This window comes from Psychrobacter sp. NPDC078929, from assembly GCF_050267985.1.
Lineage (GTDB): Bacteria > Pseudomonadota > Gammaproteobacteria > Pseudomonadales > Moraxellaceae > Psychrobacter.
This window is the reverse complement of the sequence record NZ_JBNNFX010000002.1, coordinates 188368-212481: the sequence shown is the minus strand read 5'-3', so window position 1 is coordinate 212481 and position 24114 is coordinate 188368. Positions and strand designations below refer to the sequence as shown.

The following is a 24114-nucleotide window of genomic DNA, read 5'->3' as shown; positions in this document are numbered from 1 at the left end:
TTCTCAGTTATACCTCTATCAGCTTTGATACAAATGCCAAGCCAGATAGAGCATTAGCAACCCTACCAAAGCGTCCAGTATGTTCCATGCTTTAGGCTTCTCAAATAGAGGCCTGAGTAATCGCGCACCATACCCAAGTGCAAAGAAGAAAAAGAACGAAGCGCTAATTGCACCTGCGGCAAACGTCAATTTACTGCTTGCACCCGTAGAGACCATGCCGACGAGTACCAATGTGTCTAGATAGACGTGCGGGTTTAACCAAGTAAAGCCAAAGCATAGTAACAAGGCTTTTTTTAAGCTAGTGACGACTTGTCCTTCAACAGTCAAAGCGTGTGACACGCGTACGCTGGCATACAAACTCTGTAAGCCATATCCTAATAAAAATATAACGCCTGCTATTTTTGCGATATCTATAACGTGAGGATAGCGAGCTGTAACTGCACCAAAACCACCAACGCCTGCTGATATTAAAAATGCATCGCTCACCGCACAAAACAAGCAAACAAAAAATATGTGCTCGCGTTTGAGGCCTTGTTTGAGTACAAAAGCGTTTTGGGAACCAATAGCAATGATGAGAGATAGCCCAAGTAGGAAACCAGAAATATAATCGGGAGCATTCATAATACGGTGCTTAACGGTTGGCGTGTAGGAATGGTGACATTTTGCTTACTGGCAGGCCAGCAAAAACCTGCTAAGATACGCTATTGAATGAATGTATGCAATATGCGCACAATGTGAGTGTAATAGACGAGGGGCAGAGCAAGTCATGGTAGTCAGTTTGACAAGAATGCTACAGTCATTTGGGCAAGCTCAAGATGACCTACCGACATTGGCAGCAAAGAATGCTCAGGAGATGAGTGTCAATCATGAACAGGATGCTGCTGCCGATAATGATAGCAATCACGCAGTACAAGAGCGTTCTATACTGACTCCACCTGAACGTGTAAACCGTATATGTGATGCGTTGGCACAAGTCAGTGATAGCCAATCATCCACACCTTTGACCGATCGCTATCTGAGTAATCGTGCTCAAATGCGCCCAACCAATAGACCGCCTTTTGACCCAGATACTTTGTGGTATCTCAAACATGGACGTTGTCCGATTATGACTGAGCTTGTTGATGTGGTCGATGAGGCCACCCTAAATGCCATGCCTATTGAAGCCGTTGCGATACTAGACCGTATCAACGGTAAGCTAAAGCGTTACCGTGAGTGGAGTAGTGAGCTGAACGAACAGCAACAGCAGCAACATAATGAGCGTCAGTTCGTCATCGATAAACTGGTGTCCGAAAGTATCCCTGAAGCATTACATCATTATGAGCAGCTACAACGCTTTAGTCCGCATCGCACCAAAAACAATATGGTGCAGGGCAAGATGACTGCTGGTGATATGCTGACAGATTTGTTTTTAGAGATTGATTATGAGCTTGACGAATTATTGGATGAATTGCATCAGACAGTTTTGAACCGCCTTGCCTCAACCCATCGTTATGTTAAGAGCCGTACGCAAAGTTAAATTTTCTCTGATGACACTTTCTCTCGTACATTTGCAAAGGTTAAGTATTATCAAAAAACACAATCGACCTAGTGCATAACAATATAGGGCTTTAATAGAGCCTTATTTTTTTGTTTAATAATAACAACCACAAAAAATCAGCCACGACATTCTGATAAGTAATAAGGACAATATAATGACCCAAATGACTGCGATGTTCGTAATGTTTGTTTTGTATGGGCTGTTGCCAGCGGCTGGGTTATATCTAGGTTATCGTGGCATTAAAAAAGTCACAGCACCCAAAATGCTCGAATATAAGGCAATGCCGCAACTGGGTTATATACCTGAAAAAAGCCTACCCGTCGACGTTAAGACTGCTCTTGATCAAATTAATACAAAGGGTGAGAAGCTGCGTGTCATGTATGGCGATACCAATAATGATGGCAAGATTGATGACAAAGATACTGTCAACGAAATTTATATTATGATTCAAAACTTAATGGATAGGCATGTGCCACAAGCCGTCGCTGACTATCGCCGCTTACATGATTTAGATGTGACGGATAGTGCACTTGCTGATACTACCAAAATTAAACATTCTAATGTCACGGGCAAAGAAGCCTTGTTAGACGTGCTTAAGACAATTAACACACAGTTCGATGACCTGCTCAACGCGTCATATCATCAAGACGGTCAAAAGCTACTCGCGACCAATCGCTATCTCCAAAAACGTTTTGACAGTCCTGCTAGCAATACAGATATTCTAAAGCCCGATAGCAATGCCAGTAGTAATGCTAGCAGTGATGTAAATATCCAAGCGATTGAAAGCCCAACTGGTGAAAATGTGAGTGCTGAAGACATTAAGCTATAAATACAAAGTTGAATGGTAAAAGGGTAAAGAGCAAGCGTATATGAGTATTTTAATAGGCATCGGTATTGTAACGACCGTCACTACCTTTTATCTAGGTAGAAAAGGCTGGCAAGCTTTTCATAAAGCCGTCGGTATCTCACCTGGTGTACTCACGTATCAGGATTACGATGTACCCTTGTCATTAGCCACATTAAATTGGCAGCAGTTAACGTTAAATAAACAGCACTTAAAAACGTTGTCTGAGCAGAAATTGCGCCAGTTAAAACGTATCGATGAAAAAGTAAGCAGCTATCACGCTTATCAAGCAGCCCTACAAACTCAACATAAGACACCGGCGATAACAGAAGCACAATTTGTGTTGAATAAAATGTTGCAAACACGGTTACCCGAGATGCTGGCTACTCATTACCAATTAACGGATATAAATGCCAAGAATAGAAATAACGAAAAGAGATTGGAAGCTAGTGAGTTATTGCAGAGTGTTTTAGATAATATCGAACAGCGTTTGGATAGATTACTGGCACAAATGGACGAGGAACAGCTACAAGAGCTGCGAGTCATGAAGCACTATATTAATAGCCACGATAGCTGAGCCGTTATTTTTATACTAAGCGACTGTGACGCCTGTAAACTGTGACACCTGTAAAAAGACACAAAAAAAGCGGTCAATGACTATTCATCATTGACCGCTTTTTTATGTTTATCCCAAATCTATTTAAGACTTAGAATAATGTTAAACAAAATCAACTAGCGCTTATCATTGCGATCACGGGTGTTACGTGTACCGCGGCTAGCAGGGCTAGCACTACTTTTAGGTTTCGCGCTGCTGTTGCGGTTATCGCTACGGGTGTCAGTGCGACGCGCTTTAAGCGGCTTGTTTCTGATACGTTCTTGCTTTTCTTTAGCTGCGCCATGTAGACCCGTGCCATAACGTGGACGCAAGCTGACCAAATCCGTCAACGTATTAATTTCTTTTTTATCAAGCTCTAAGAAACGACCAGTACGTAGCTCTTTTGGTAGAACAATCGTGCCATAGCGTGTACGTAGTAGACGACTAACTTTTAAACCTTGTGACTCAAATAAGCGACGTACTTCGCGGTTACGGCCTTCTTTTAGCTGGACGTGATACCACTTGTTGACGCCTTCGCCGCCGCCTTCTTTGATGTCTTCAAATTTTGCAAGGCCATCTTCTAGCATGACACCAGCGGTCAATGCACGAGCGATATCAGGCGTTACTTCACCCAATACACGTACCGCATATTCACGAGTAACTTCACCAGATGGATGCATCAAGCGATGCGCCATTTCGCCATCATTAGTAAATAACAATAGGCCAGTTGAGTTGATGTCCAAACGTCCAACCATTACCCAGCGGTCATGAGTCAGCTTTGGCAAACGTTCGAAGACAGTTGGGCGGCCTTCTGGATCTTTAGCAGAGCAAACTTCGCCTTCAGGCTTGTAGTAAGCGATAACACGGCGACGCTTCTCATTTTCAGAAGTGTATTTGATTTGACGGCCATCAACGCGAATCTCATCACCTTGCGAGACGCGATCACCAATGGTCGCAGGACCGTTATTAACCGTTACGCGGCCAGATTTGATGACTTCTTCCATTTGACGGCGTGAACCAAGTCCCATACGGGCGAGTGCTTTCTGTAATTTTTCGTCTTTCATCATAATATCCTTGAGTCGGTGGGTTACATTTCTCAATGTAAAAAATTGGATTGACTATTCTACGCTATTTTAACAAATTTAGCACGTAAACCAATAGCTTACTGATTATTAATGCATAAGCAAACATTGTGCTAATCAATAAAAGTTTATTAGTCATATACGAAATATAGACTCGAAGACTCTCAGTGACTGGTGGTATAAATGAATACGTAGATACAAACACTTACACTATTTCGGCACTAAAAGGTTATTTCCAATCATAAATGCAATCGAAACAATCCTTTATTAAGTTAAAGTTTTTCAAATTAAAAATAAAAATTTTATTTATGACGAAGCTGTTTTCACTTGCATTTTTTTATCGCTCAACAATCTAAAAGTCGATATAAATTTTTGCAATTAGCCGAAAATAAAGGGCTTGATGAGAAATTGCAAAATAGTCACTTAATTATTTTATGGCAAGTTATATGTATTGCACTGAATATAGTTTAGGTGTATATTTATTAAATATATTCTTTTTTACGAATATAAATGCTGTGGTGAGGTTTCCTGGTTTGATTCACAAATATAAATATGAGTAACTGTTATGGTTAATAAATATTTCATTTTTGTACACAGACGCTTCTTGGTAATGAGCATATTTTGCTTATTTCTAATGGGGTTGTTTAGTGGCTGTACGATCAACTCAGGACTTCAGTCAGGAAATCTTCCTGAATCTGGCACCTTTACCGCAGAAAACGGTCTTCAATTTCATATTCAGCCTTTAAGTCTGGCAACTTTACCGCGTACAGTGCCGCCTATTATTACGCAAGATCTCTCTCATTTGATCAAAACTTCTGGACGAGTCAATTACGGCATTGCGAAAGGGGATGTGCTGAATATCATCCTTACCAATTATCCAGATATTAATGCGTCAACTGCTAGCTTAACGGTAGATCAACAAGGGTATATACAGTTTCCATTAATAGGTAGAGTTCAAGCCAGTGGGCTGAGCGTGCCGCAGTTCACCGCTACGTTGCAAAGCAAGTTACAACGTTATCTCAAGTACTCAGATCCTCAAGTCAAAATCATCAATTACCGTGGCAGCAAGTTTTTCGTAGATGGTGCGGTGAAGCAGTCTGGTGAGTTTGCTATTGCTGATGTGCCAGTGTCGGTATATGGGGCTATCTCTATGGCAGGTGGTACCACTGAGACAGGCGATTCAAATAACATTGTGCTAAATCGTCAGGGCAACAGCTATCGCTTAGGAGTGCAGTCACTACATAAAATGGGACTGTCTGCCAATCAAATCTATCTGCGGAATGGTGACTCTATTCACGTCAATAGCCAAAGCCGCAATAAGGTCTACGTATTGGGTGAATTTGGCAAAATTGAGCCAGTTGCGATTCCAGAACAGGGGCTGAGCTTAGCGCATGTATTGGGCGAGTCAAATGGACTAAATTCCAATACGGCTAACGCAGCCAAAGTATATATCGTGCGCGACAACCCTCAGTACCAGTACACCAATATCTATTACGTCGACATGCAGAGCATCACAAGCTTAGCATTAGCCAGTCGCTTTGACATGCAAGCCAATGACATTCTTTATGTAGATCCAACAGGCTTGGCTCGCTGGAATCGTGTGATTAGCGCGATACTACCGTCAACCTCTGCCATCAACGTGATATCAGGGTTATAAATAATAGCTAGTGAAAATACTGGATGTGCTTTGAATTTCAATACTGAGATTAAGTGAGATAAGAATAGAAAGTAGAGTGATAGATTTTATAAGGTGCGATGAGGCAGAGAGCAATCTAACTGCAGTCAAGGGCAGTTAGGGTCTTGGAGCTAAGCGAAAGCTATTAAGCGATTAACATTGAATAATGGGTATATGGTTATGAATAATATAGATTCAAAAGACCTATCGACACCTAAGGGTGACAACGACAATGACAACATCGACTTAACAGCGCTGGTTTTGGTTTTGTTGCGTGGCTGGAAAGTCATAGCGCTCATGGCAGCAATCGGACTCTTAATAGGATTTTTCTATACACGTTATATTAATCCGACCTTCAAGTCTGATGCGCTGATCCAAATTGAAGAAAACTCCCAAGGAGTCGAGGCGCTTGGTGCAAACATCTCAGAGTTGGTCGGAGAAGAAGTCAGCAAGGCTGAGGCAGAAGCCGAGCTCATACGGTCTCGGATGATACTAGAGCCAGTCGTCGATATGCTACATCTAGACATCAAGCTGACCGATCCTAATATTGGCTATCTCGATAAAATAACAAACGACCGCATTAATACTCAGTTGAACACAAATGATGGTGTGTCTTTGAGCACAAAAAACGGTTCCGTACAAATCAATCAGTTCGATGTTTCACCAGCGTATTTAAACCAGTCTTTTACGCTGTCACAGTCTGACACAGGATTTGTCTTGAGTAATGGACTAGATGATTTCAAAGGACAATTGGGTCAGCCGCATCAGTTTAATGGGGTAAACGGTGAGATTAACATTACGGTGACTGAGCTACCTGCAGACGGTTATCCTATTGGCATCACTCAGCAGACCTTAAAGACCACGACAGATGCAATGAATAGCGCATTGTCTGTGGAAGAAAAAGGCGATAAAACCAATATTATTCAGCTGTCGATGACAGGCACAAACCAACAGCAAATCACGACCACACTTGATCAGATAGTCCAGTCTTATATCGATCAAAACCAATCTCGTGGTACGGAAGAAACGACCAAAACATTGGCTTTCATGGAAACGCAGATTCCAGCGTTAAAAGAAAAATTAGACGCCTCTGAAGCTCAGTTCAATGAATTTCGTAAAAAGCACGGCACCATCGATGTAGGTAAAGAAGCTGAGCTGTTACTAAATGAAAAGTCTCGAATCGATGAGCAGCTCAATGATCTCAAATTAAAGCGAGCAGATTTAACGACTTACTATACCAATGAACACCCACTCGTTATCCAGATTAATGAGCAACTAAAAGTCCTCAACAGTCGAATAGGAGCGATAGGTAGCACAGTGGCAGGACTGCCTGAAATACAGCGAGAGTTCTTAAAATTATCAGAAGATACAGCCATTAATAGAGAGATTTACCTCACGCTGCTCAAAAATTATGAACAACTAAAAATCGTTAGAGCTGGTCAGGTTGGTTATGCCCGTATTCTAGATAGACCGACCAGTACCTTCGATGCCATTGCACCAAACAAATTCCAAATTATGCTGCTGGCGCTACTCGTAGGTACTGTACTTGGGGTAATGCTGGTTTTAATCAGAAACTTAATTAGAAATGTCGTGAAGGACCCAGAGCATCTAGAGTCTAAAACGGGAATTCCTGTCATTGCAACGATTCCACGTTCGACCTCGATATCTAAGTTAGGTAGGAACAAAAAAAATACTGGTCGGATGCTTGCTCATGTTGATCACAACGGCTTGAGCTATGAAGCAATTAAAAATTTACGGACAAACCTTTTATTCGGTAAGACGCCGAAGACAGTAGATAAAAATTCTGCTCAGACCATATTAATCACTGGAGAAAGCCCAGGTGTCGGTAAATCTTTTATTACGGCCAATTTATCTGAAGTATTTGCACAGCTTGACAAAAAAGTGCTGATTATCGATGGAGATATGCGTTTAGGAGAGCTGCACAAAATGTTTGGTATGAGTCCAGACAGTGGTCTCACAGACTACTTACTGCAGGATAAAGATAGCTCTCTAACAGATAATGAGCCTCGATTAGATAGTGATATGACTAAGTTAAACCTTGAGAGCTTTATTCAGCCGACTGGTATGGAGCATATCGACCTTATATCGCGGGGACGACCGTCGCATAATCCGACTTCGTTATTGATAGGAGAGAGGTTCAATCATTTGATGGCAGCGCTCAAAACGAAGTACGACTATATCGTTATCGATGCGCCACCTATTTTGGCTGCATCAGATGCCATGGTGCTGGCACAGCACGCAGACAAAGTACTGATCGTCACCAAATTTGATCATTCAGTAGAAGGCCAGCTGGTCTATGCCATCAAACAGATGAGTAAAGCAAACGTACAAGTAGATGGCATCATCTTAAATGACATACAGCAAAGTATCTTGAACAGGTACAGCTATCACTACCATTATGCTTATGGACACAATTCGTAGTTAGTTACTGTCCATTGTCCATGGCAAACGAGCGACATAACTTAAGTAGGTGGATCTTATGTTTATAAAAACAGAGTCTAACAATGCTTATCACACGCCAAGCGATATCAATCGATGGTCGAAGCGTATGACGCTGTTTTTATTAGCCTTACCACGCTTTGCTAAATGCTCTATCTTATTTGGCATCGACTTTTCAATTGCTGTCCTTTGCTTGGTAGCGGCATTGGCACTGCGTCAGGGTTATGTCGATGATCAAATTGGCCCTATGGTGTTGGCTTTTTATGCATTGATACCTGTCGTCAGCTTATATCTGATTGGCTTTTATAGAGGCGCCTCTAGAGGATTTTTCGATGCGGCGATGGGTCGAGTACTACAGTTGTTTTTATTACTTATTATCGTTTATCAGTTCATCATTTATGTGAACCCAGTATCAATGATGCCGCGCTCAGCGCCAATCATATTTTTGTTCTTATTTTTTATTTGGTTATGGAACAGTCGGCTAATGATTCGCGGGTTGCTGAATCGACTACAGAAACCAGACAGTCAAGATCGCCTAGATAGTTGCTGTGATAACGTGATTATTTATGGTGCAGGATCGGCTGGTAGAGAGCTATTAGAGAGCTTGAGACATTCTCATAAATACAATGTAGTGGCATATATCGATGATGATCCGCAGCTGATAGGGGCTTATTTACATGGTAAAAAAATATATGCCGCTCATGCGCTACCTTGGTTGATAGAAAAATTAAATGTCGCGCAAGTGATTTTGGCAATACCTTCTATGAGCCGTGGTCGTAAAAAACAGATTATGGATAGCCTGTCAGGCGTTTCTGTCAAATTAAAAGATTTACCGAGCTTACGAGAGCTTGCTGATGAGATCGTAACAGTCAGCCATATACGGCCAGTCGATATATTAGATGTGCTTGAAAGAGAGACTGTCGAACCAGTTGCTGAGCTCCTCCAAAAAAACATTACGGGTAAAAACGTACTCGTGACAGGGGCAGGAGGTTCTATTGGAAGTGAGTTATGCAGACAAATCATGAAAAATAAACCTGCATGTTTGGTATTATACGAGCAGTCTGAATATGCCTTGTACACAATTGATCAAGAGCTTAGAAGCCTTGTCGCTAGTAATGTCATTAGTAATATTGAATATCAAGATACTGAGATTGTCAGCATCATTGGAAGCGTGGGTAACGAAAAAAAATTAATCAATATATTCGAAAAATACCATATAAAAACGATTTATCACGCTGCTGCATACAAACATGTACCGATTGTCGAGTCCAATCCATTTGAAGGCACAATCAACAATACTAAAGGTACCTATCATTGTGCTTGTGCTGCGATAAGGGCTCATGTTGATACGTTTGTACTGATCTCTACTGACAAAGCAGTGCGGCCGACCAACGTGATGGGAGCCTCCAAACGCTTGGCTGAGCTTGTCTGCCAAGGACTGAGCCAAAGCAATAGTCATACGTGTTTTAGTATGGTGCGTTTCGGTAATGTCTTAGGTTCATCAGGCTCTGTGGTACCACTTTTTACCAAACAAATTGAGCAGGGTGGTCCGATTACCATCACCCATCCAGACATCACGCGCTACTTTATGACCATACCAGAAGCGGCCAGTTTAGTTATTCAAGCAGGGGCTATGGCGTTCGGTGGTGAAGTATTTGTGCTTGATATGGGTGCGCCCGTCAAAATTGTGGATCTTGCAAAACGTATGATTCGTCTGACAGGGTGCGAGCTAAAAGATGCGAGGAACCCTAATGGTGATATCGAAATTGTGTTTACTGGATTGAGACCAGGTGAAAAGCTCTATGAAGAGTTAATCATTGGTGCCGACAACATAGAAACCACGTTTCATCCACTCATTATGCAAGCAATGGAGCATAGTTTTCCATTGGAAGACATCGAAGCTATCTTGTTTGAGTTTATCGAAAGATCAAAGCGGCACGATATTGAATGGTTGAAAGCACAGTTTAGGACCTTCGTTGAAGGCTACCGAGAAGGCGATGAAGCTGATGTCACAAAGACAGATGTAGAGCAGTTAGAGGTGGTCGGTTAAGTAGTAGTAATGATACTAAGTAAGGGTATTAAATAGCGGTGATAAGGTTGATATTGAAGAGATGATGAAATCATTTATTGGTAAGATTGTTTAGGATATGATGATTTATATAAATGCTGTGACATACCAAATTGGATGATGAGTAATGGCCTCTGAAGTGTTTTTATCGATACAGAGCGTAATCAGTCGATTGAAAGCCAGTCACTTTGTACGAGATGTGGCCATGGTTGGCGGCGGTATTGCTGCTGGTCAGGCAATCGCTATGGTCTTTATGCCGTTTCTCACCAGATTATATAGTCCTGAAGATTTTGGTATCGCTGCCGCATTTGCCGCAGTCATCAGTATTATTACTCCGATTGCGACCATGGGTTATGCCAATGCCATTGTGATGCCTGACAGTGACGAGGATGCCGCTGCCATTATCAGATTGTCTGTATTGCTCAGTTTGTTTATAGCGGCTATAGCGTTCATCGCTGTCTATTTCGGCAATGTTTATTTGGCACGATGGACGGGTATGGAAAGTGCACCATATATGTTGTATCTCATACCGTTGACGCTATTGGCTGGCGCGTTTCTATCTGTTGCTGATCAGTCTGCTATCAGGGTAGGTTTGTTTAAAGCCAAAGCTCGTGCATATGTAGAGAGCAAGCTTGTGACAGATACCAGTAAGTTGATAGGGGGTATGTGGGCCCCCTCTGGTATGTTGCTTATTTTATTAACGATAGCAGGGCAGATCACGAATTTTATAATGCAAATGCTCCGTGTGCCTAGGATTGGTGTATTAAATGTCCGAAATTGGTTTGGCACGATTGGTATCCGTAACGCCGCTATATCTCAGCGTGACTTTGCCATATATCGCATGCCACAGAGTATGCTTAATGCTGCTTCAGTAGGGTTGCCAACTATCTTGTTAGCATCACTATTTAGTGCTTCTTCTGCTGGGCAGTATTCGTTGGCTATTCTTGTACTTGGTGCACCAGCGATGTTGCTAGGCCAAGCTGTTGGAGAGGTTTTCTATCCTAAGATTACGCGTGCGATCACAGCAAAGTCACCAGAAGCTTATCAATTTTTATTAAAAGTGACGGTAATTCTATTGGTGGTTGGTATTGTTCCATTCGGTACAGTGTTCGTTTTTGGCGATTATCTTTTTTCTTTAGTGTTTGGCGCAGAGTGGGCATTAGCAGGTAGTTATTCACAGTGGCTTTCTATTTGGCTTTTGACCAGCTTGGTGTCGGGTGCGAGTACTGCAGCATTGCCAGCATTACGTTTGCAGCGCTTTCTTTTGATTAGAGAGATTTTTGCAGTGACATTTCGTGCTGCAGCGTTGTATATAGGTTTTTACGTTTTTGAGTCAGATATGGTCGCCATTGCCCTGTTCTCATTTGTTGGGGTCTTGCTTAGTTTATCTATCGTTTATGTCGCTTTTCGGCAGCTAAATGATGCTTACGAAATGAAGCGATAGGCTGATTGCCTTTAGTTATTCCAAGCAACTTACAGGATAATTTCTAGAGATTTCACCTTAAGAGGTTCCATATGATATCAGTTATTATTCCCGCGTTTAACGCCGCCGCTACTATTGATCGGTGCATTGATAGTATTGAAACAGCTAAGAAAAACCATGAGATTGAGTTGATAATCATTGACGACGGTTCTAAAGATGAAACAGCTAGGTTATTGCATAGCTGGGAAAGTGATAGGGCATGGATAACGGTGATATATCAAAAAAATGGCGGCGTGGCAGACGCTCGTAATACTGGGCTTGATATTGCAAGTGGTAACTACATCACGTTTATAGATGCAGATGACACCATTGATGATTGGTATTTTGACTTTGTGGTTGAAAAAGCTATTACTTCAAATGTTGAGATGTTGGTTTTCGGTCATAAGCGTGTGATGCTAGATGGCTCAATCATCGAAAGAGAGAACGATTTAGCTGAATACTCTAGACAAGAAATTAATAAGATACAATTGAAAGGGACCGAACACAGAAATATATATTGGTACGCTTGTACTAAGGTCTATAGTAGGAATTTAATAGAAGGTTTGAGATTCAATTGCGATGTCAAGTTTGGTGAAGATTCAATTTTCAATGTCGAGTGTTTGAGTAAGGCTAGCCACTTATCTGTGGTGCCAGATTGTCCATATAATTACTATGAAAGTATGACTTCTTTGACAAGCTCACATTATAAACCCGATCTTTTAGAGTCCATTGAAGCGCATTATAGTGCTAGAGTCAAAGCATACGATTGGCCTACCAGCTCTATTGAAAAGCAAGTGCTTTTCTCAGACTTTGCTCGTAGCTATGTTGAGCATATGCTGCCCTATTTACTTAATAATTTGGTGCATATTGATATGAAAAAGCGTCGTGCAGAGCTAATTAAAATACGCCAGTCTTTCGTTTATCAAAACTGTTTGCCGCATTATTATCAACGACATCCAGCACGAGGTATTCGCATCTTGATTTCATGTTTTTCGCAGCGTTGGTATGTTATGACACTGATGCTGCTTCAAATTTCTTGGTATAAAGAAAAGGTGAATGACTATGCTCAAGATTGATTTGTTTCCTCAAGTTCTAAAGATTGAAGATAGTGCGCAGAAGCGGTCTTGCTTGATCCAGCAGACAACAGTAAACGACACAATTATCGAGAAAGAGCTATGGTTTTTATATCCGACTGAGCTATCTTTGCCAGAGGACCACAACTGTGACTCTTACTTGCTTGCTGTATTACTACCAGCCATGCAAATGAAAGCTAATATTATTGTCCATGGTAGTGTCTCTAGTGAGTTACTTGCTAATCTTACTGAGCTGCAACATGTCTGGAAGAAGTGGTGCCCAGAGCAGTTTTTCTTAGTGGATATAGAAGTTGAAAGGGTTAGAGAAAAAGAAGGACGAGTGGAGGGATCTATTTTAGCATTTTCTGGTGGCGCTGATGCTCAGTTTTCCGCTTATCGCCATGCTACAGGTAAAGTAAGATATGGCACACAGTTACTCAAAGCTGGTATTTTTATACATGGTTTTGATATTTCGATTTCTGATAAAAAAGGATTCTCTGGTGCCCAATGTCTGGCAAATCGTGCATTAAAAGATCTGCAGCTGAGCCTGTTTATTGTGCGTACTAATATACGTGAACTTTGGGATATTAATTGGGAAAATTACTTTGGTTCCGCTCTTGCGTCGGTCTTATGTGCTTTTAGTAAGTATGCAGGAACTGGTCTCATTGCAAGTGGGCCTTCATACAATGAGTTGTTTACGCCTATGGGAGATCATCCAATGCTAGACCCTATGCTAAGTTCTGGAGAATTTAAAATTATGCATGATGGGTGTGGTTTTGACCGATCAGAGAAAATTAAAATTATTTCAAGGTGGTCAAGCGGAGTGAGCAACCTAAGGGTTTGTTGGGAGGGTGCTGAAAGTAATCGTAACTGCGGTCGCTGTGAAAAATGTGTTAGAACACGTCTTAACTTCTTAGTTGCTGGTATATCAGATCCTGTTTGTTTTAGCTCTCCACTTAACAAAGAAATTCTTAAAAATATGAGATTATCTAGTAGTTTTATAGTTTTGGAGTGGGAACGTATTTGCGACGAGATGATAGCTGTAGGTATAGACGATAAGTGGGTAGAGCAGGTTCAAAAAGTTATTAAACGAGGTCCTCCGTTGGCTTTTTTATTCCCTGAAGGCTCAGGGCGTCGTATGTGGGTGAAAAAGATGTTAATGAGAAATAAATAGGGGAGTGTCAAAAATGAATACTACCGCCATAAAAAAGCTCATACCACTTAGACTAAAAAAACACTTAGTTACTTATATGGGCGCGCGAGATTTGCCTTTACCTAGTAGTAATCGATGCTTCATTTTTCTGGCAGCTGACTACGGCAATATTGGTGATATTGCTATCTCTTATGCTCAAAAGCAATATTTGCAACATGTGATGACTGATTATGAAGTTGTCAGTGTTCCTATTAGTCAAACCAGATTGGTGCTTAATTCGATTAAACAACAAATACAACAGAGGGATATTGTCACTATTATTGGGGGAGGCAATATGGGTAGCTCGTATCCTGATATTGAAGAGCTGCGCCAATTAGTTATCAATACGTTTCCTGCGAATCGCATTGTTTGTTTTCCTCAGACATTGGATTGGAGTGATTCTGCTAAGTCTAAGCGAGCATTGCATCGTATCGTAAAGGTCTACGCCAAGCATCCAGATATACACATTTTCGCTAGAGAGTCGATGACAGCGGCCAAACTTATCAAGCTTTTTGCTGAGTATAGCAATGTCCATGTTGGTCTTGTGCCAGATATCGTTATGAGTGCAAACGCAGCAGTACTTGGGACGACAAATGACGTAGAGTCTTCAACTATTCTGCGATGCTTACGAGATGACAAGGAAGCTGCGCTATCAGGTGAGCAGTATGCAATGATAGACAAAGCCTTAGCAGATACTGGCTATCATATTGAAAAGACAGATACTCATGCTGGCGGCTCTCAATTGGACGAAGCACATTGCAAAAAATTATTGACTGACAAGCTTAGCCAGTTTCGTGCTGCAAAATTGGTCGTGACTGACCGCCTACATGGCATGATTTTATGTTTACTATCGGGTACACCTTGCTTGGTATTGCCGAACTCCAATCATAAGATAAGGCAAACGCAGTTAGACTGGTTACGTAACCATCCAAGACTTGTGTTTTTAGAATTAGATGAGGTTGCTGAGATTTCGAAACATATCGACAAACTGCTATACCTGTCTCATGGCACCATGACTGAGTCAACCGTTCATATCAATGAATACCATGATTTAGAAAAATCGGTGGTGATTATATGACTAGCATAGCAGAGCCATTAGTGAGCATTATCGTGCCAGTATATAACGTCGCACTATATATCGACGCGTGCTTAGAATCTATCAAGCAGCAAACCTATAAGAATATTGAAATTATTGTCGTTGAAGATTGCTCTACTGATAATTCAAAACAAGCGCTTGCCTTACATCTCACAGATAAGCGTATCAGAGTCATTCAACATAATAAAAACAGTGGTCTTTCTGCTGCTCGCAATACTGGTATTAAATCTGCAGTAGGCGATTATATGATGTTTGTGGATTCCGATGACATTGTAGATACTCGCTTAGTAGCAGCTTGTGTAGATTGTGCTCTTACTACGAATGCAGAAGTAGTGACATATGGTTTTGCACCGTTTAGAGAGGGAGCAGCAGAGAATGAACTACCGTATCCAGCTGCTAGCTTGGTATCCGAGACAACCAAGATAGAAGATTCGTATTTCAGCCTACCGCATTTTGCGTGGCTAAAATTTATTAAATCTAGTGTCGTGCAAACGGCTTCTCTAAATTTTCCAGTGGGTTTGTATTATGAGGATTGGCCTTTCCATTGGCATCTTGGCTTATCTACTAAGGTTAGATATCAGTTGCCTATTAATTTTTACCTGTATAGACAGCGAGGCACGTCGATTACGGGTTCAACAGATAAAAAGCTATTAGACCTATTTATTATTCATTCAAAAGTCATGAGTCTAGTAGAAGACTATCAAGCGGATGACGTTAAAAAGATACTTGCCAATAAAATCAGACAGAGTCATTGGAGCATTCTCACCCGTATAGACAATGAGTATTTAGTAAAGGCATTAGTACAAGCTAAAAAAGCAGATAAAGCGCTACGACTAAAAGGTTATCAGAATAAGTGGACGTTAAGGAATATATTGATCAGCAATATAGTACGTATGCCAAGCCAAATTGCGCTGCCTATAATGCAGGTGCTTCGTCAAGCACTAGAGAAAGAAGCAAAACTAAAAGGAAGCAAATTGGAAATAGTTATGAGAAGCAAAGTTGGCTTTATGTTTCTTAAAAGGTAAATGATATGACTATCCGAAGAGTGCTGCACATAGTGGGAAAAATGGATCGTGCTGGGGCAGAGACCATGCTTATGAATTTATATCGTCATATAGATCATAGCCAGATTCAGTTTGATTTTGTCACTTTTACCAACGAGATCGGCGACTATGATGCTGAGATAACAGCGTTGGGCGGTAGGGTTATACCGATTTTAGCTGGTCATTCATTAACGCGCATGCTCAAACTTAAAAAATTCCTTAAACAGCAGCCTGATTATCAAATCGTTCATGCTCATATGCTATTAAACAATGCCTTTCATCTGTTGGCTGCTAAAGGTGCTGGCGTGCCGCATCGCATTTCTCACTCTCATAGCACCAGTAATGGTAAAACCAATATTATTAAAAAAATATATGAACAATGGGCATTAATTACCAATCGTACATTGGCTACTAAGAGAATCAGCTGCGGTGATCATGCTGCAAACTACCTATTTGGTACTACAAAAGATGTGTGGCTACTGCCCAATGCTGTTGATATACAGAAGATGATATCAGTCGCTAACCAATCACGGCATTATATCAATCAGGAGTTTGGTGCTAAAAGACTTGGAGATGAAGGGTTAAAAATCATCCAAGTTGGTCGTCTCAATGAGGTTAAAAACCATCAGTTTTCTTTAGAAATCGCTGAGCAGCTGAAAAAACGTCAGATCGACTTTACCTTATATATCGTTGGACAAGGTCCATTGGAAGATAAATTAAGACGACAAGTGAAAGAGCAAACCTTAGGGGGTAATATTAAGTTTTTGGGTATGCGTACTGATATTACTGAGTTAATGGCCAGCGCTGACTATATGATTATGCCATCCCTGCATGAAGGTTTCCCAGTGGTCTTAGTAGAAAGCCAGACAGTAGGACTTATGGCATTAGTTTCTGATCAAGTATCACCTGAAGTAGATTTAGGACTTGGACTTGTATGTTTTTTGCCTATACAGTCAGCCAATGTTTGGGTGGATAGTTTGCTGAGTTTTCAGCCTCCAATATCCAATGAAGCAGAAATAATGAATGCGCTAAATGTACATGGTTTTAGCGCCGCAACCAATTCGCAGAAGTTAACGCAAATGTATTTGAATATGCGATAAGGCTTTTACTTAATATTCAGCTACTTTATAGAGGGTTAAATGCTTCCTTATCTGTTGGTCCTTAGCCTTGTTGTTTTCTGGATAGTACTGGAGAAAAAATCTCTCAATCGTACGTCTTTTTGGCTGCCTTTAATTACTTTAGCGCTGTTCGCAGGCGGTCGTAGTTATTGGGTCGGTACGGATACTGCAAACTATACCAGAAATTTTAATAACAAATTGAGTCCTGAGTCCTTTAGATTCAATGAAGATGTTGAGTACGGTTACCAGTTATTTGAGTATTCATTACTGCATGTGACGAATAACTATTTTTGGCTACTAATTATCACCAGTTTGATTATCGTCTATTGTTATTTAAAAGTCATCAAAAGATACAGTGTGAACTATTGGCTCTCTGTATTTCTGTTTATTACGCTAGGTGTTTATACCTTTTCATTCAATGGGTTGCGTCAAGGAATCGCAATGGCTTTGTTTACGTTGGCTATTCCTTACCTATTAGAGAAACGGTTTTTTCCTTATCTATTGATATGTGCCATTGCATCACTTTTTCATATCACGGCTTTATTTATCATTCCATTTTATTTCATTGTAAATTTGAGAGTGAAGCCAGCTTATAAAATATTTGCGACATTTTTTGGGTCGTTATTCGTTAGTAGGTTACTCGTATCTTATATTTCATCTACTAATGATCGATATGAAGACTATGCAAAAGTATCTGAAGAGTCGGGCGGGTTTTTGACACTTGGGTTTTACACAGCCCTTATGCTTCTCATCATTATTGCGAGCTATGTATATAAAATCAGAGACAAAAGTTTTCAACAGCTATTGATGTTTTATGCATCAGGCGTGGTTTTTGTCATACCGCTAGCGCTGTTAGGTACGAGCGCCTCAGGGCCGCAAAGAATCATTTCGTATTTCACATGGACTTTGGTTTTGTTACTGCCAGTGGTTTTGAAAAAGATAAATAACATTTATGTCTATATCATCAGTGTGTTTATCTTCCTTGCGTATTTCATATTGACGACATCAAAGTTCAGCGATCTGAGTCCTTATATTATCAATCCTATGTTTGAGGTGTTCTGATGAAAAGTCACGCTTATATCTCAATTGGCATTCCTATCTATAACGCTGAAGCCTATTTGGCAACAGCCATAAAGTCGATATGGGCGCAGACACACGAGCTGTGGGAGCTTATCTTGATAGATGATGGTTCTACAGACAACTCGCTAGCAATAGCCAAACAGTTTGAGAAGATTGATAGCAGAATAAGAGTGATATCTGATGGTTCCAACAAGAAACTGCCTGCTCGTCTGAACCAGCTTATTGATGAATCAAAATATGATTACATTGCCCGTATGGATGCTGATGACCTCATTCATCCAGATAGATTGGCTATTCAAATAAGCTTTCTAAAGGACAATCCCAGTTACGACTTGGTGTCGACTGGCGTAGTATCTATTGATGCTCAAAACAAAGTGTATGGCTGTCGTCATGTAGACGATTTATATGCAAAATTTGAGAGTGTGGAGACTGCATATCCCATTGTCCATGCGTCTATTTTGGCAAAAAAAAGCTGGTATGAGCGTAATAGATACAATGAGAACTATCCACGATCTGAAGACTATGACCTGTGGTGCAGAGCCATATCCAAACAGGATTTGCGCTTAGCTGTGCTCCCAGACTTGCTCTATTACTATAGAGAAGAGGGTAATCTATCATTGGCAAAAATCGTTCGATCTTACAAAGATAGTCTTACAACATATAGTGAGTATAAAAAAACCAATATCGTCGACAGTGCTAAGTTAGAAGCAAAAGTAGGCGCGGTAAGGTTATTAGACTCGCTAGGGCTCTTGCAAAAAATAGCCAATAAGAGAAACAAAATAACGATGTCCGAGGAGCTCCAAGAAAACCATCAAGCGGTTGTTAATGGTTTGGTTGCTGAATAAATTTATCAATGAAGTAATAATGAGGTGCTTAAATGAAACCAAAAATATGCTTTATTATGACGGACGCCGTTTCTTTTAATGTGTTATATCGCAATCAGCTTGAATATATTAGAGACTCTTCAAACTTTGAGATTACGTTAATCTGTGGCGGTAGTAGAGAGCAGCTAGATATTTTACGAGCTCGTAATCTAGGAGAAGTAGTTGATTTAAATTTTCAGCGCAAGCCTTCTGTAGTACAAGATGCCAAGTCATTAGTGCTATTGACTCGTTACCTGTTTACTAGACGATTTGATATTGTGGTTTATTTAACACCAAAGGCTTTATTGTTAGGAAGCATAGCCAGCGCACTCACTATGCAAAAGAGAAGAGTTGCTTTTAGTGTGGGACGAGCCTATGAGAATTTTTCAGGCCTAAAGAAGCGCGCTTTTCAGAGTCTTGATCAACTTAGCTTTGGTCTTTCTCATGAGGTTCTATTCGTTTCTGATTCCTTAGTAAATGTTTGCTTGTCAGAGAATCTCCTGAAAAAAAATAAGGCACGTGTCATCGATAATGGTTCATTTAACGGTATTGATATTGATGTGCTCAGACCGGTAGAACAGATGGAAAAACAAAAATTAAGACGACAGTATAGAGTGCCTGTAGACGCTTTTGTAATTTGTGTTGTCGGTAGAATTTGTGAAGACAAAGGCCTAAAAGATATTAGTGAGATATCAGAAAGCCTTAAATCAGAGAATATTCACTTTATGTTCATCGGAGACTTCGAAGATGACATCGGCAAGTCGGTCGTTGATAGAATAATGAGAGAGGGTAAAGGCGTATATATACCAGCCAATCCAAAAGTAGAAGAGGTAATTCAGTGTGCTGATTTGCATCTATTTTTAAGCTACCGAGAGGGTTTTGGGAATGTTGCTATCGAAGCAGCTAGTTGCGGTGTGCCAACGTTTGCCTATGATGTGGTGGGTGTAAAAGATAGTGTAAAACAAGACATCAGCGGCCAAAAGTTCCAGTTAAAAGACACTGTGTCCGTGACAAAAGCCATCAAACAAGCAATCACTGATACCAGTTTTAAAGATAAGTACTCTGAAGCGAGAGCTTGGGCGGTTCAGCACTTCGAACAAAAAGAACTATGGCAGAGTTATTTGGATTTTTATCTACACCATACAAATAAGGTCTAACAGATGATAAAACGACTATTTGACATTGTAGGTGCAACGACAGCGTTAGTAGTGCTGTCTCCTGTCTATGCTGCAACTGCATATAAGGTGAGTAAAAATCTTGGCGCGCCTGTTCTATTTCGTCAGATTCGTCCAGGTCTGTATGGCAAGCCATTTGAGATGATAAAGTTTCGATCCATGAAGGATGATATAGACGCAGATGGCAACCCTTTGGAAGATGGCGCGCGATTGACATCGTTTGGTAAAGCGCTGCGTAACACCAGCCTTGATGAGCTGCCTGAGCTTTGGAATGTCATAAAAGGTGATATGAGTTTAGTGGGCCCGCGACCATTATTGATGGAATATTTGCCCTTATATAATGATGAACAAGCGCGCCGACACGACGTTCGTCCAGGTATTACAGGTTACGCTCAAGTCAATGGTCGCAATGCTATTGGATGGGATGAGAGGTTTGCATTGGATACATGGTATGTTGACAATCAGTCGCTGTGGTTGGATATCAAGATTTTATTTAAAACAGTAAAAAAAGTTATTATCAAAGATGGTATTAGTGCTGAGGGTGAAGCGACTATGAGTAAATTCATGGGCAATAGTATTAATAAAGAAATGCTTTAAAAGTACTCTTTGCTGATAGCAATACAGCTAATCAAAAGACATTAAGTATTAGAAAAGTCGTGAGAGATAAAAAGATTAATAACATAGTGAGCAGTTTATCGTAGAGCGTGACACAACATTAGACATAAGTACCATAGAGGAACATATGCTAAATACCCCTTTTTCACCTTGGCCAAAATTTACGCAGCATGAAGCTGACGCTGTCAGTCGAGTGCTACTATCTAATAAAGTCAATTATTGGACAGGCGAAGAATGTCGTCAGTTTGAGCGAGAGTTTGCTGACTGGACAGGTAGTAAATACGCAATAGCGTTGGGCAATGGTACCCTAGCATTGGATGTCGCGTTACAAGCACTTGATATAGGTGCAGGTGATGAGGTCATTGTCACACCGCGTACCTTTATTGCTAGTATCTCATCAATCGTTAATGCAGGTGCGACCCCCATCTTTGCAGATGTCGATGAAGCAACTGGCAATATCACTGCTGAGACCATCACAGCTGTATTAAGCGACAAGACGAAAGGTATCGTGTGCGTCCATTTAGCTGGCTGGCCATGCGATATGGACAGTATTATCGCACTGGCAGATGAGCATGGCTTATATGTTATTGAAGATTGCGCACAATCTCATGGCGCACGATATAAAGGGCGAAGCGTGGGCAGTATTGGTCATATTGGGGCATGGAGTTTTTGCCAAGATAAGATTATGACCACAGGAGGTGAGGGCGGTATGGTCACCACTGATAGCGAGCTGCTATGGCGTAAAATGTGGGCATATAAGGATCATGGTAAGAGCTATGCTGCAGTCTATGAAACGGAGCAATCACCCGGATACAACTGGCTGCATGAAAGCTTTGGCACCAATTGGCGTATGACTGAGATGCAAGGCGTTTTGGGGCGTATTCAACTGGAGAAAATGAATGAATGGACAGCCAAACGGACTGCTAATGCGCAAGCCATACTAGAGGCCTGCAGTAAATGGGAGTCCAAAGGTTATCTTATCGTGCCGAGACTAGAGCATTTAGCGCAGTTCTCCAACACTGACCATGCTTACTACAAATTATATGTCTATGTGCAGTCCGATAATCTACCTACTGGTTGGACACGTGACCGTATTATTGAAGCAATTAACAATCAAGGTGTGCCTTGCTTCTCTGGATCTGCGTCAGAAGTCTATTTGGAGAAGGCCTTTGATAATACAGGGTTACGTCCAAGTGTTAGATTGCCAATAGCAAAGCAGTTAGGAGAGAGTAGTCTAATGTTTCTCGTGCATCCTACGCTTACGGCGACTGAAATTGAACTGACGATACAGGCGATCGACAGCGTATTTGGTTCGATGGACAAATAACATGATAATGAATGATTATTTTTAGAAATTTACTTTGTGGTCGATGCTGCTCTTACTAAAAGCATAAAGTACATTTGCCTATATAAGTAATACTGTTTAATTCACTTATTATAAAAAATTATCAGTGTGCAGGCTTTATCTTACGCTAGGATTTTGTAGCGTACACAGGTACAATATTACTCTTAGTCAAAGATTGACGAACCAAAGGACAGGCATGCAAAGTATTTGCGCGCGCTGTCTTTATTTTTTTATATCGTACCCTCTATTGGAGTTACTATGTCTACTGCCCAAGAATCCGCCACCGTTTTGGACGGCAAAGCACTTGCCAAACAAATAGAACAGGATCTGCGCACGCGCGTAGATACGATTAAGGAAAAGACTGGCCGCACCCCAAGCTTAGCGACGATATTGGTTGGTGACGATCCAGCCTCTGCCACTTATGTTCGTATGAAAGGCAATGCCTGTAAGCGTGTTGGCATGGACTCTATACGCGTTGAGATGCCAAGTGCCACGACCACTGAGCAGCTCATGGCAAAGATAGATGAGTTAAATAGCAATCCAGATGTACATGGCATTTTGCTACAGCATCCTGTTCCTGAGCATATCGATGAGCGTGCTTGTTTTGAGCAGATTGACTTAGCAAAAGACGTCGATGGTGTGACTTGTCTTGGTTTTGGTCGTATGGCCATGCAGCAGTCAGCTTATGGATCATGCACACCGCAGGGCATCATGCATTTGTTAGAGCATCATAATATCGATCTATCAGGTAAAGAAGCAGTAGTCGTAGGGCGTAGTGCTATCTTAGGTAAGCCAATGGCGATGATGCTATTGAATGCTAACTGTACGGTGACGATCTGCCATTCAAGAACTCAAGATTTGGCAGCGCATATTAAGCGTGCAGATATCGTGGTTGGTGCGGTAGGCGTACCTGAGCTGATTAAAGCGGAGTGGATCAAAGCAGGAGCGGTTGTCATTGATGCGGGTTTCCATCCGACAGATGATGGCGGTGTTGGTGATATCGAAATGAAAGGCATGGAAAATATTGCCAGTGCTTATACGCCAGTGCCAGGCGGCGTTGGCCCAATGACTATCAACACGCTTATTCGCCAAACGGTCGATGCTGCTGAAAAATCAGCGGGTTTGAATAAAGACTAAAAAGATAGTCATACGAATACTGATTGCCGATATATAAGGGGCCTGAGGTAACGTAAACTCAGGCTAAATCAACCACATTTCAGTTGATAGGACCTAAACATGGCTAAAAAAAACGTAGGTGTTCATGAGCGACTACAAGGTATTGGTAGAGAGTTTGTCGATGTCTGTCATTACGTTATTTTATTTCTAATCAGTGTGGTTGTCGTTTGGACCGCAGGTAAAGAGTTTATTTATATTGTCCAAAAGGGTTCAGCGGATCTAAAAGACATATTAATGTTATTTATTTACCTTGAGCTACTGGCCATGATAGGTATCTACTTTAAAACCCACCGTCTGCCAGTACAGTTTTTGATATTTATTGCCATAACGGCTTTATCACGACATTTGGTGGTTGATGTGCAGGCTGTTTCAGACTATTTCCATTTATGGCTACTAGCGACAATTTCCGTGGCCATCATGCTACTAAGCGGCTCTATTGTAATCTTGACTTGGACAGCAAAAACGTTTGGTCGCCCAGAAGACAATCTCGATAAACAACATGCAAACCTAACGGTTAAAGCATTGTTGCCTGATAATGCTCAAGCGCCTGATAGCCATACTAAGCATCGCCGTGAATAATTAGATAGCAATACAAAAAGATAGCAACATAAAAAA

At 41.1% G+C, this 24114-nt stretch carries 21 protein-coding genes; 19 read left to right on the top strand and 2 right to left on the bottom strand.

The genetic code is table 11. The features are described from left to right. Positions 1-18: 18 nt before the first annotated feature. Complete coding sequence (locus ACQKCG_RS02110; protein WP_101206238.1) at positions 19-621, bottom strand: LysE/ArgO family amino acid transporter; 603 nt, start codon at positions 619-621, stop codon at positions 19-21. 166 nt (positions 622-787) lie between these two features. Here ACQKCG_RS02110 and ACQKCG_RS02105 point away from each other — a divergent pair, with 166 nt between their 5' ends. The 3 genes from ACQKCG_RS02105 (at position 788) to ACQKCG_RS02095 (ending at position 2958) form a co-directional block, all read left to right on the top strand. Beyond that, positions 788-1516 carry a hypothetical protein gene (locus ACQKCG_RS02105; RefSeq protein ID WP_201555993.1) on the top strand — a complete coding sequence of 243 codons (729 nt, stop codon included), beginning with the start codon at positions 788-790 and terminating at the stop codon, positions 1514-1516. A 175-nt stretch (positions 1517-1691) separates the two neighbouring features. Next, on the top strand, positions 1692-2366 hold the full coding sequence (locus ACQKCG_RS02100) for a hypothetical protein (protein WP_201555926.1): 675 nt from the start codon (positions 1692-1694) through the stop codon (positions 2364-2366). 40 nt (positions 2367-2406) lie between these two features. Then, the gene (locus ACQKCG_RS02095; RefSeq protein WP_201555925.1) at positions 2407-2958 is read left to right on the top strand and encodes a hypothetical protein; all 552 of its coding nucleotides are present in this window, start codon (positions 2407-2409) and stop codon (positions 2956-2958) included. A gap of 155 nt (positions 2959-3113) precedes the next feature. Here ACQKCG_RS02095 and rluB read toward each other — a convergent pair whose 3' ends face one another. Next, complete coding sequence (gene rluB, locus ACQKCG_RS02090; protein WP_101206234.1) at positions 3114-4040, bottom strand: 23S rRNA pseudouridine(2605) synthase RluB; 927 nt, start codon at positions 4038-4040, stop codon at positions 3114-3116. Positions 4041-4668: 628 nt separating this feature from the next. Between rluB and ACQKCG_RS02085 the strand changes: the two genes are divergently transcribed. From ACQKCG_RS02085 to ACQKCG_RS02010, 16 genes are all read left to right on the top strand, one after another. Continuing rightward, positions 4669-5715 carry a polysaccharide biosynthesis/export family protein gene (locus ACQKCG_RS02085; RefSeq protein WP_227678825.1) on the top strand — a complete coding sequence of 349 codons (1047 nt, stop codon included), beginning with the start codon at positions 4669-4671 and terminating at the stop codon, positions 5713-5715. A gap of 198 nt (positions 5716-5913) precedes the next feature. Further along, positions 5914-8175 (top strand): polysaccharide biosynthesis tyrosine autokinase, encoded by a 2262-nt coding sequence (locus ACQKCG_RS02080; protein WP_227678824.1) that lies wholly within the window; start codon positions 5914-5916, stop codon positions 8173-8175. A 58-nt stretch (positions 8176-8233) separates the two neighbouring features. Then, on the top strand, positions 8234-10243 hold the full coding sequence (locus tag ACQKCG_RS02075) for a polysaccharide biosynthesis protein (protein WP_201555920.1): 2010 nt from the start codon (positions 8234-8236) through the stop codon (positions 10241-10243). A 145-nt stretch (positions 10244-10388) separates the two neighbouring features. After that, positions 10389-11705 carry a lipopolysaccharide biosynthesis protein gene (locus tag ACQKCG_RS02070; protein WP_201555918.1) on the top strand — a complete coding sequence of 439 codons (1317 nt, stop codon included), beginning with the start codon at positions 10389-10391 and terminating at the stop codon, positions 11703-11705. A 71-nt stretch (positions 11706-11776) separates the two neighbouring features. Then, complete coding sequence (locus tag ACQKCG_RS02065) at positions 11777-12799, top strand: glycosyltransferase family 2 protein (RefSeq protein WP_201555916.1); 1023 nt, start codon at positions 11777-11779, stop codon at positions 12797-12799. Beyond that, a complete protein-coding gene (locus ACQKCG_RS02060) occupies positions 12786-13970 on the top strand; it encodes a hypothetical protein (protein WP_201555915.1) in 1185 nt (394 codons plus the stop codon). The genes ACQKCG_RS02065 and ACQKCG_RS02060 overlap by 14 nt, the downstream gene beginning before the upstream one ends. A gap of 13 nt (positions 13971-13983) precedes the next feature. Continuing rightward, positions 13984-15066 (top strand): polysaccharide pyruvyl transferase family protein, encoded by a 1083-nt coding sequence (locus tag ACQKCG_RS02055; protein WP_201555914.1) that lies wholly within the window; start codon positions 13984-13986, stop codon positions 15064-15066. After that, positions 15063-16109: a glycosyltransferase family 2 protein gene (locus ACQKCG_RS02050; RefSeq protein ID WP_201555913.1), complete on the top strand. Its 1047-nt coding sequence runs from the start codon at positions 15063-15065 to the stop codon at positions 16107-16109. Before ACQKCG_RS02055 ends, ACQKCG_RS02050 begins: the two co-directional genes overlap by 4 nt. Positions 16110-16114: 5 nt before the next feature. Beyond that, entirely contained in the window at positions 16115-17227 is a 1113-nt protein-coding gene (locus ACQKCG_RS02045) for a glycosyltransferase (RefSeq protein WP_227678823.1), read from the top strand. 39 nt (positions 17228-17266) lie between these two features. Next, positions 17267-18307, top strand: coding sequence for an EpsG family protein (locus tag ACQKCG_RS02040; protein ID WP_201555912.1), 1041 nt, complete (start codon positions 17267-17269; stop codon positions 18305-18307). Further along, positions 18307-19170 (top strand): glycosyltransferase family 2 protein, encoded by an 864-nt coding sequence (locus ACQKCG_RS02035; RefSeq protein WP_201555911.1) that lies wholly within the window; start codon positions 18307-18309, stop codon positions 19168-19170. Before ACQKCG_RS02040 ends, ACQKCG_RS02035 begins: the two co-directional genes overlap by 1 nt. 32 nt (positions 19171-19202) lie before the next feature. After that, the gene (locus tag ACQKCG_RS02030; RefSeq protein WP_201555910.1) at positions 19203-20345 is read left to right on the top strand and encodes a glycosyltransferase; all 1143 of its coding nucleotides are present in this window, start codon (positions 19203-19205) and stop codon (positions 20343-20345) included. A 3-nt stretch (positions 20346-20348) separates the two neighbouring features. Beyond that, positions 20349-20960, top strand: a complete 612-nt coding sequence (locus tag ACQKCG_RS02025) for a sugar transferase (RefSeq protein ID WP_201555908.1) — start codon at positions 20349-20351, stop codon at positions 20958-20960. Between the two features lie 145 nt (positions 20961-21105). Continuing rightward, positions 21106-22305 carry a DegT/DnrJ/EryC1/StrS family aminotransferase gene (locus ACQKCG_RS02020; protein ID WP_201555906.1) on the top strand — a complete coding sequence of 400 codons (1200 nt, stop codon included), beginning with the start codon at positions 21106-21108 and terminating at the stop codon, positions 22303-22305. Positions 22306-22581: 276 nt separating this feature from the next. Continuing rightward, positions 22582-23460: a bifunctional methylenetetrahydrofolate dehydrogenase/methenyltetrahydrofolate cyclohydrolase FolD gene (gene folD / locus ACQKCG_RS02015; protein WP_201555904.1), complete on the top strand. Its 879-nt coding sequence runs from the start codon at positions 22582-22584 to the stop codon at positions 23458-23460. Positions 23461-23559: 99 nt separating this feature from the next. Beyond that, positions 23560-24078 (top strand): phosphate-starvation-inducible protein PsiE, encoded by a 519-nt coding sequence (locus tag ACQKCG_RS02010; protein WP_165597444.1) that lies wholly within the window; start codon positions 23560-23562, stop codon positions 24076-24078. The last annotated feature ends 36 nt before the right edge of the window (positions 24079-24114 follow it).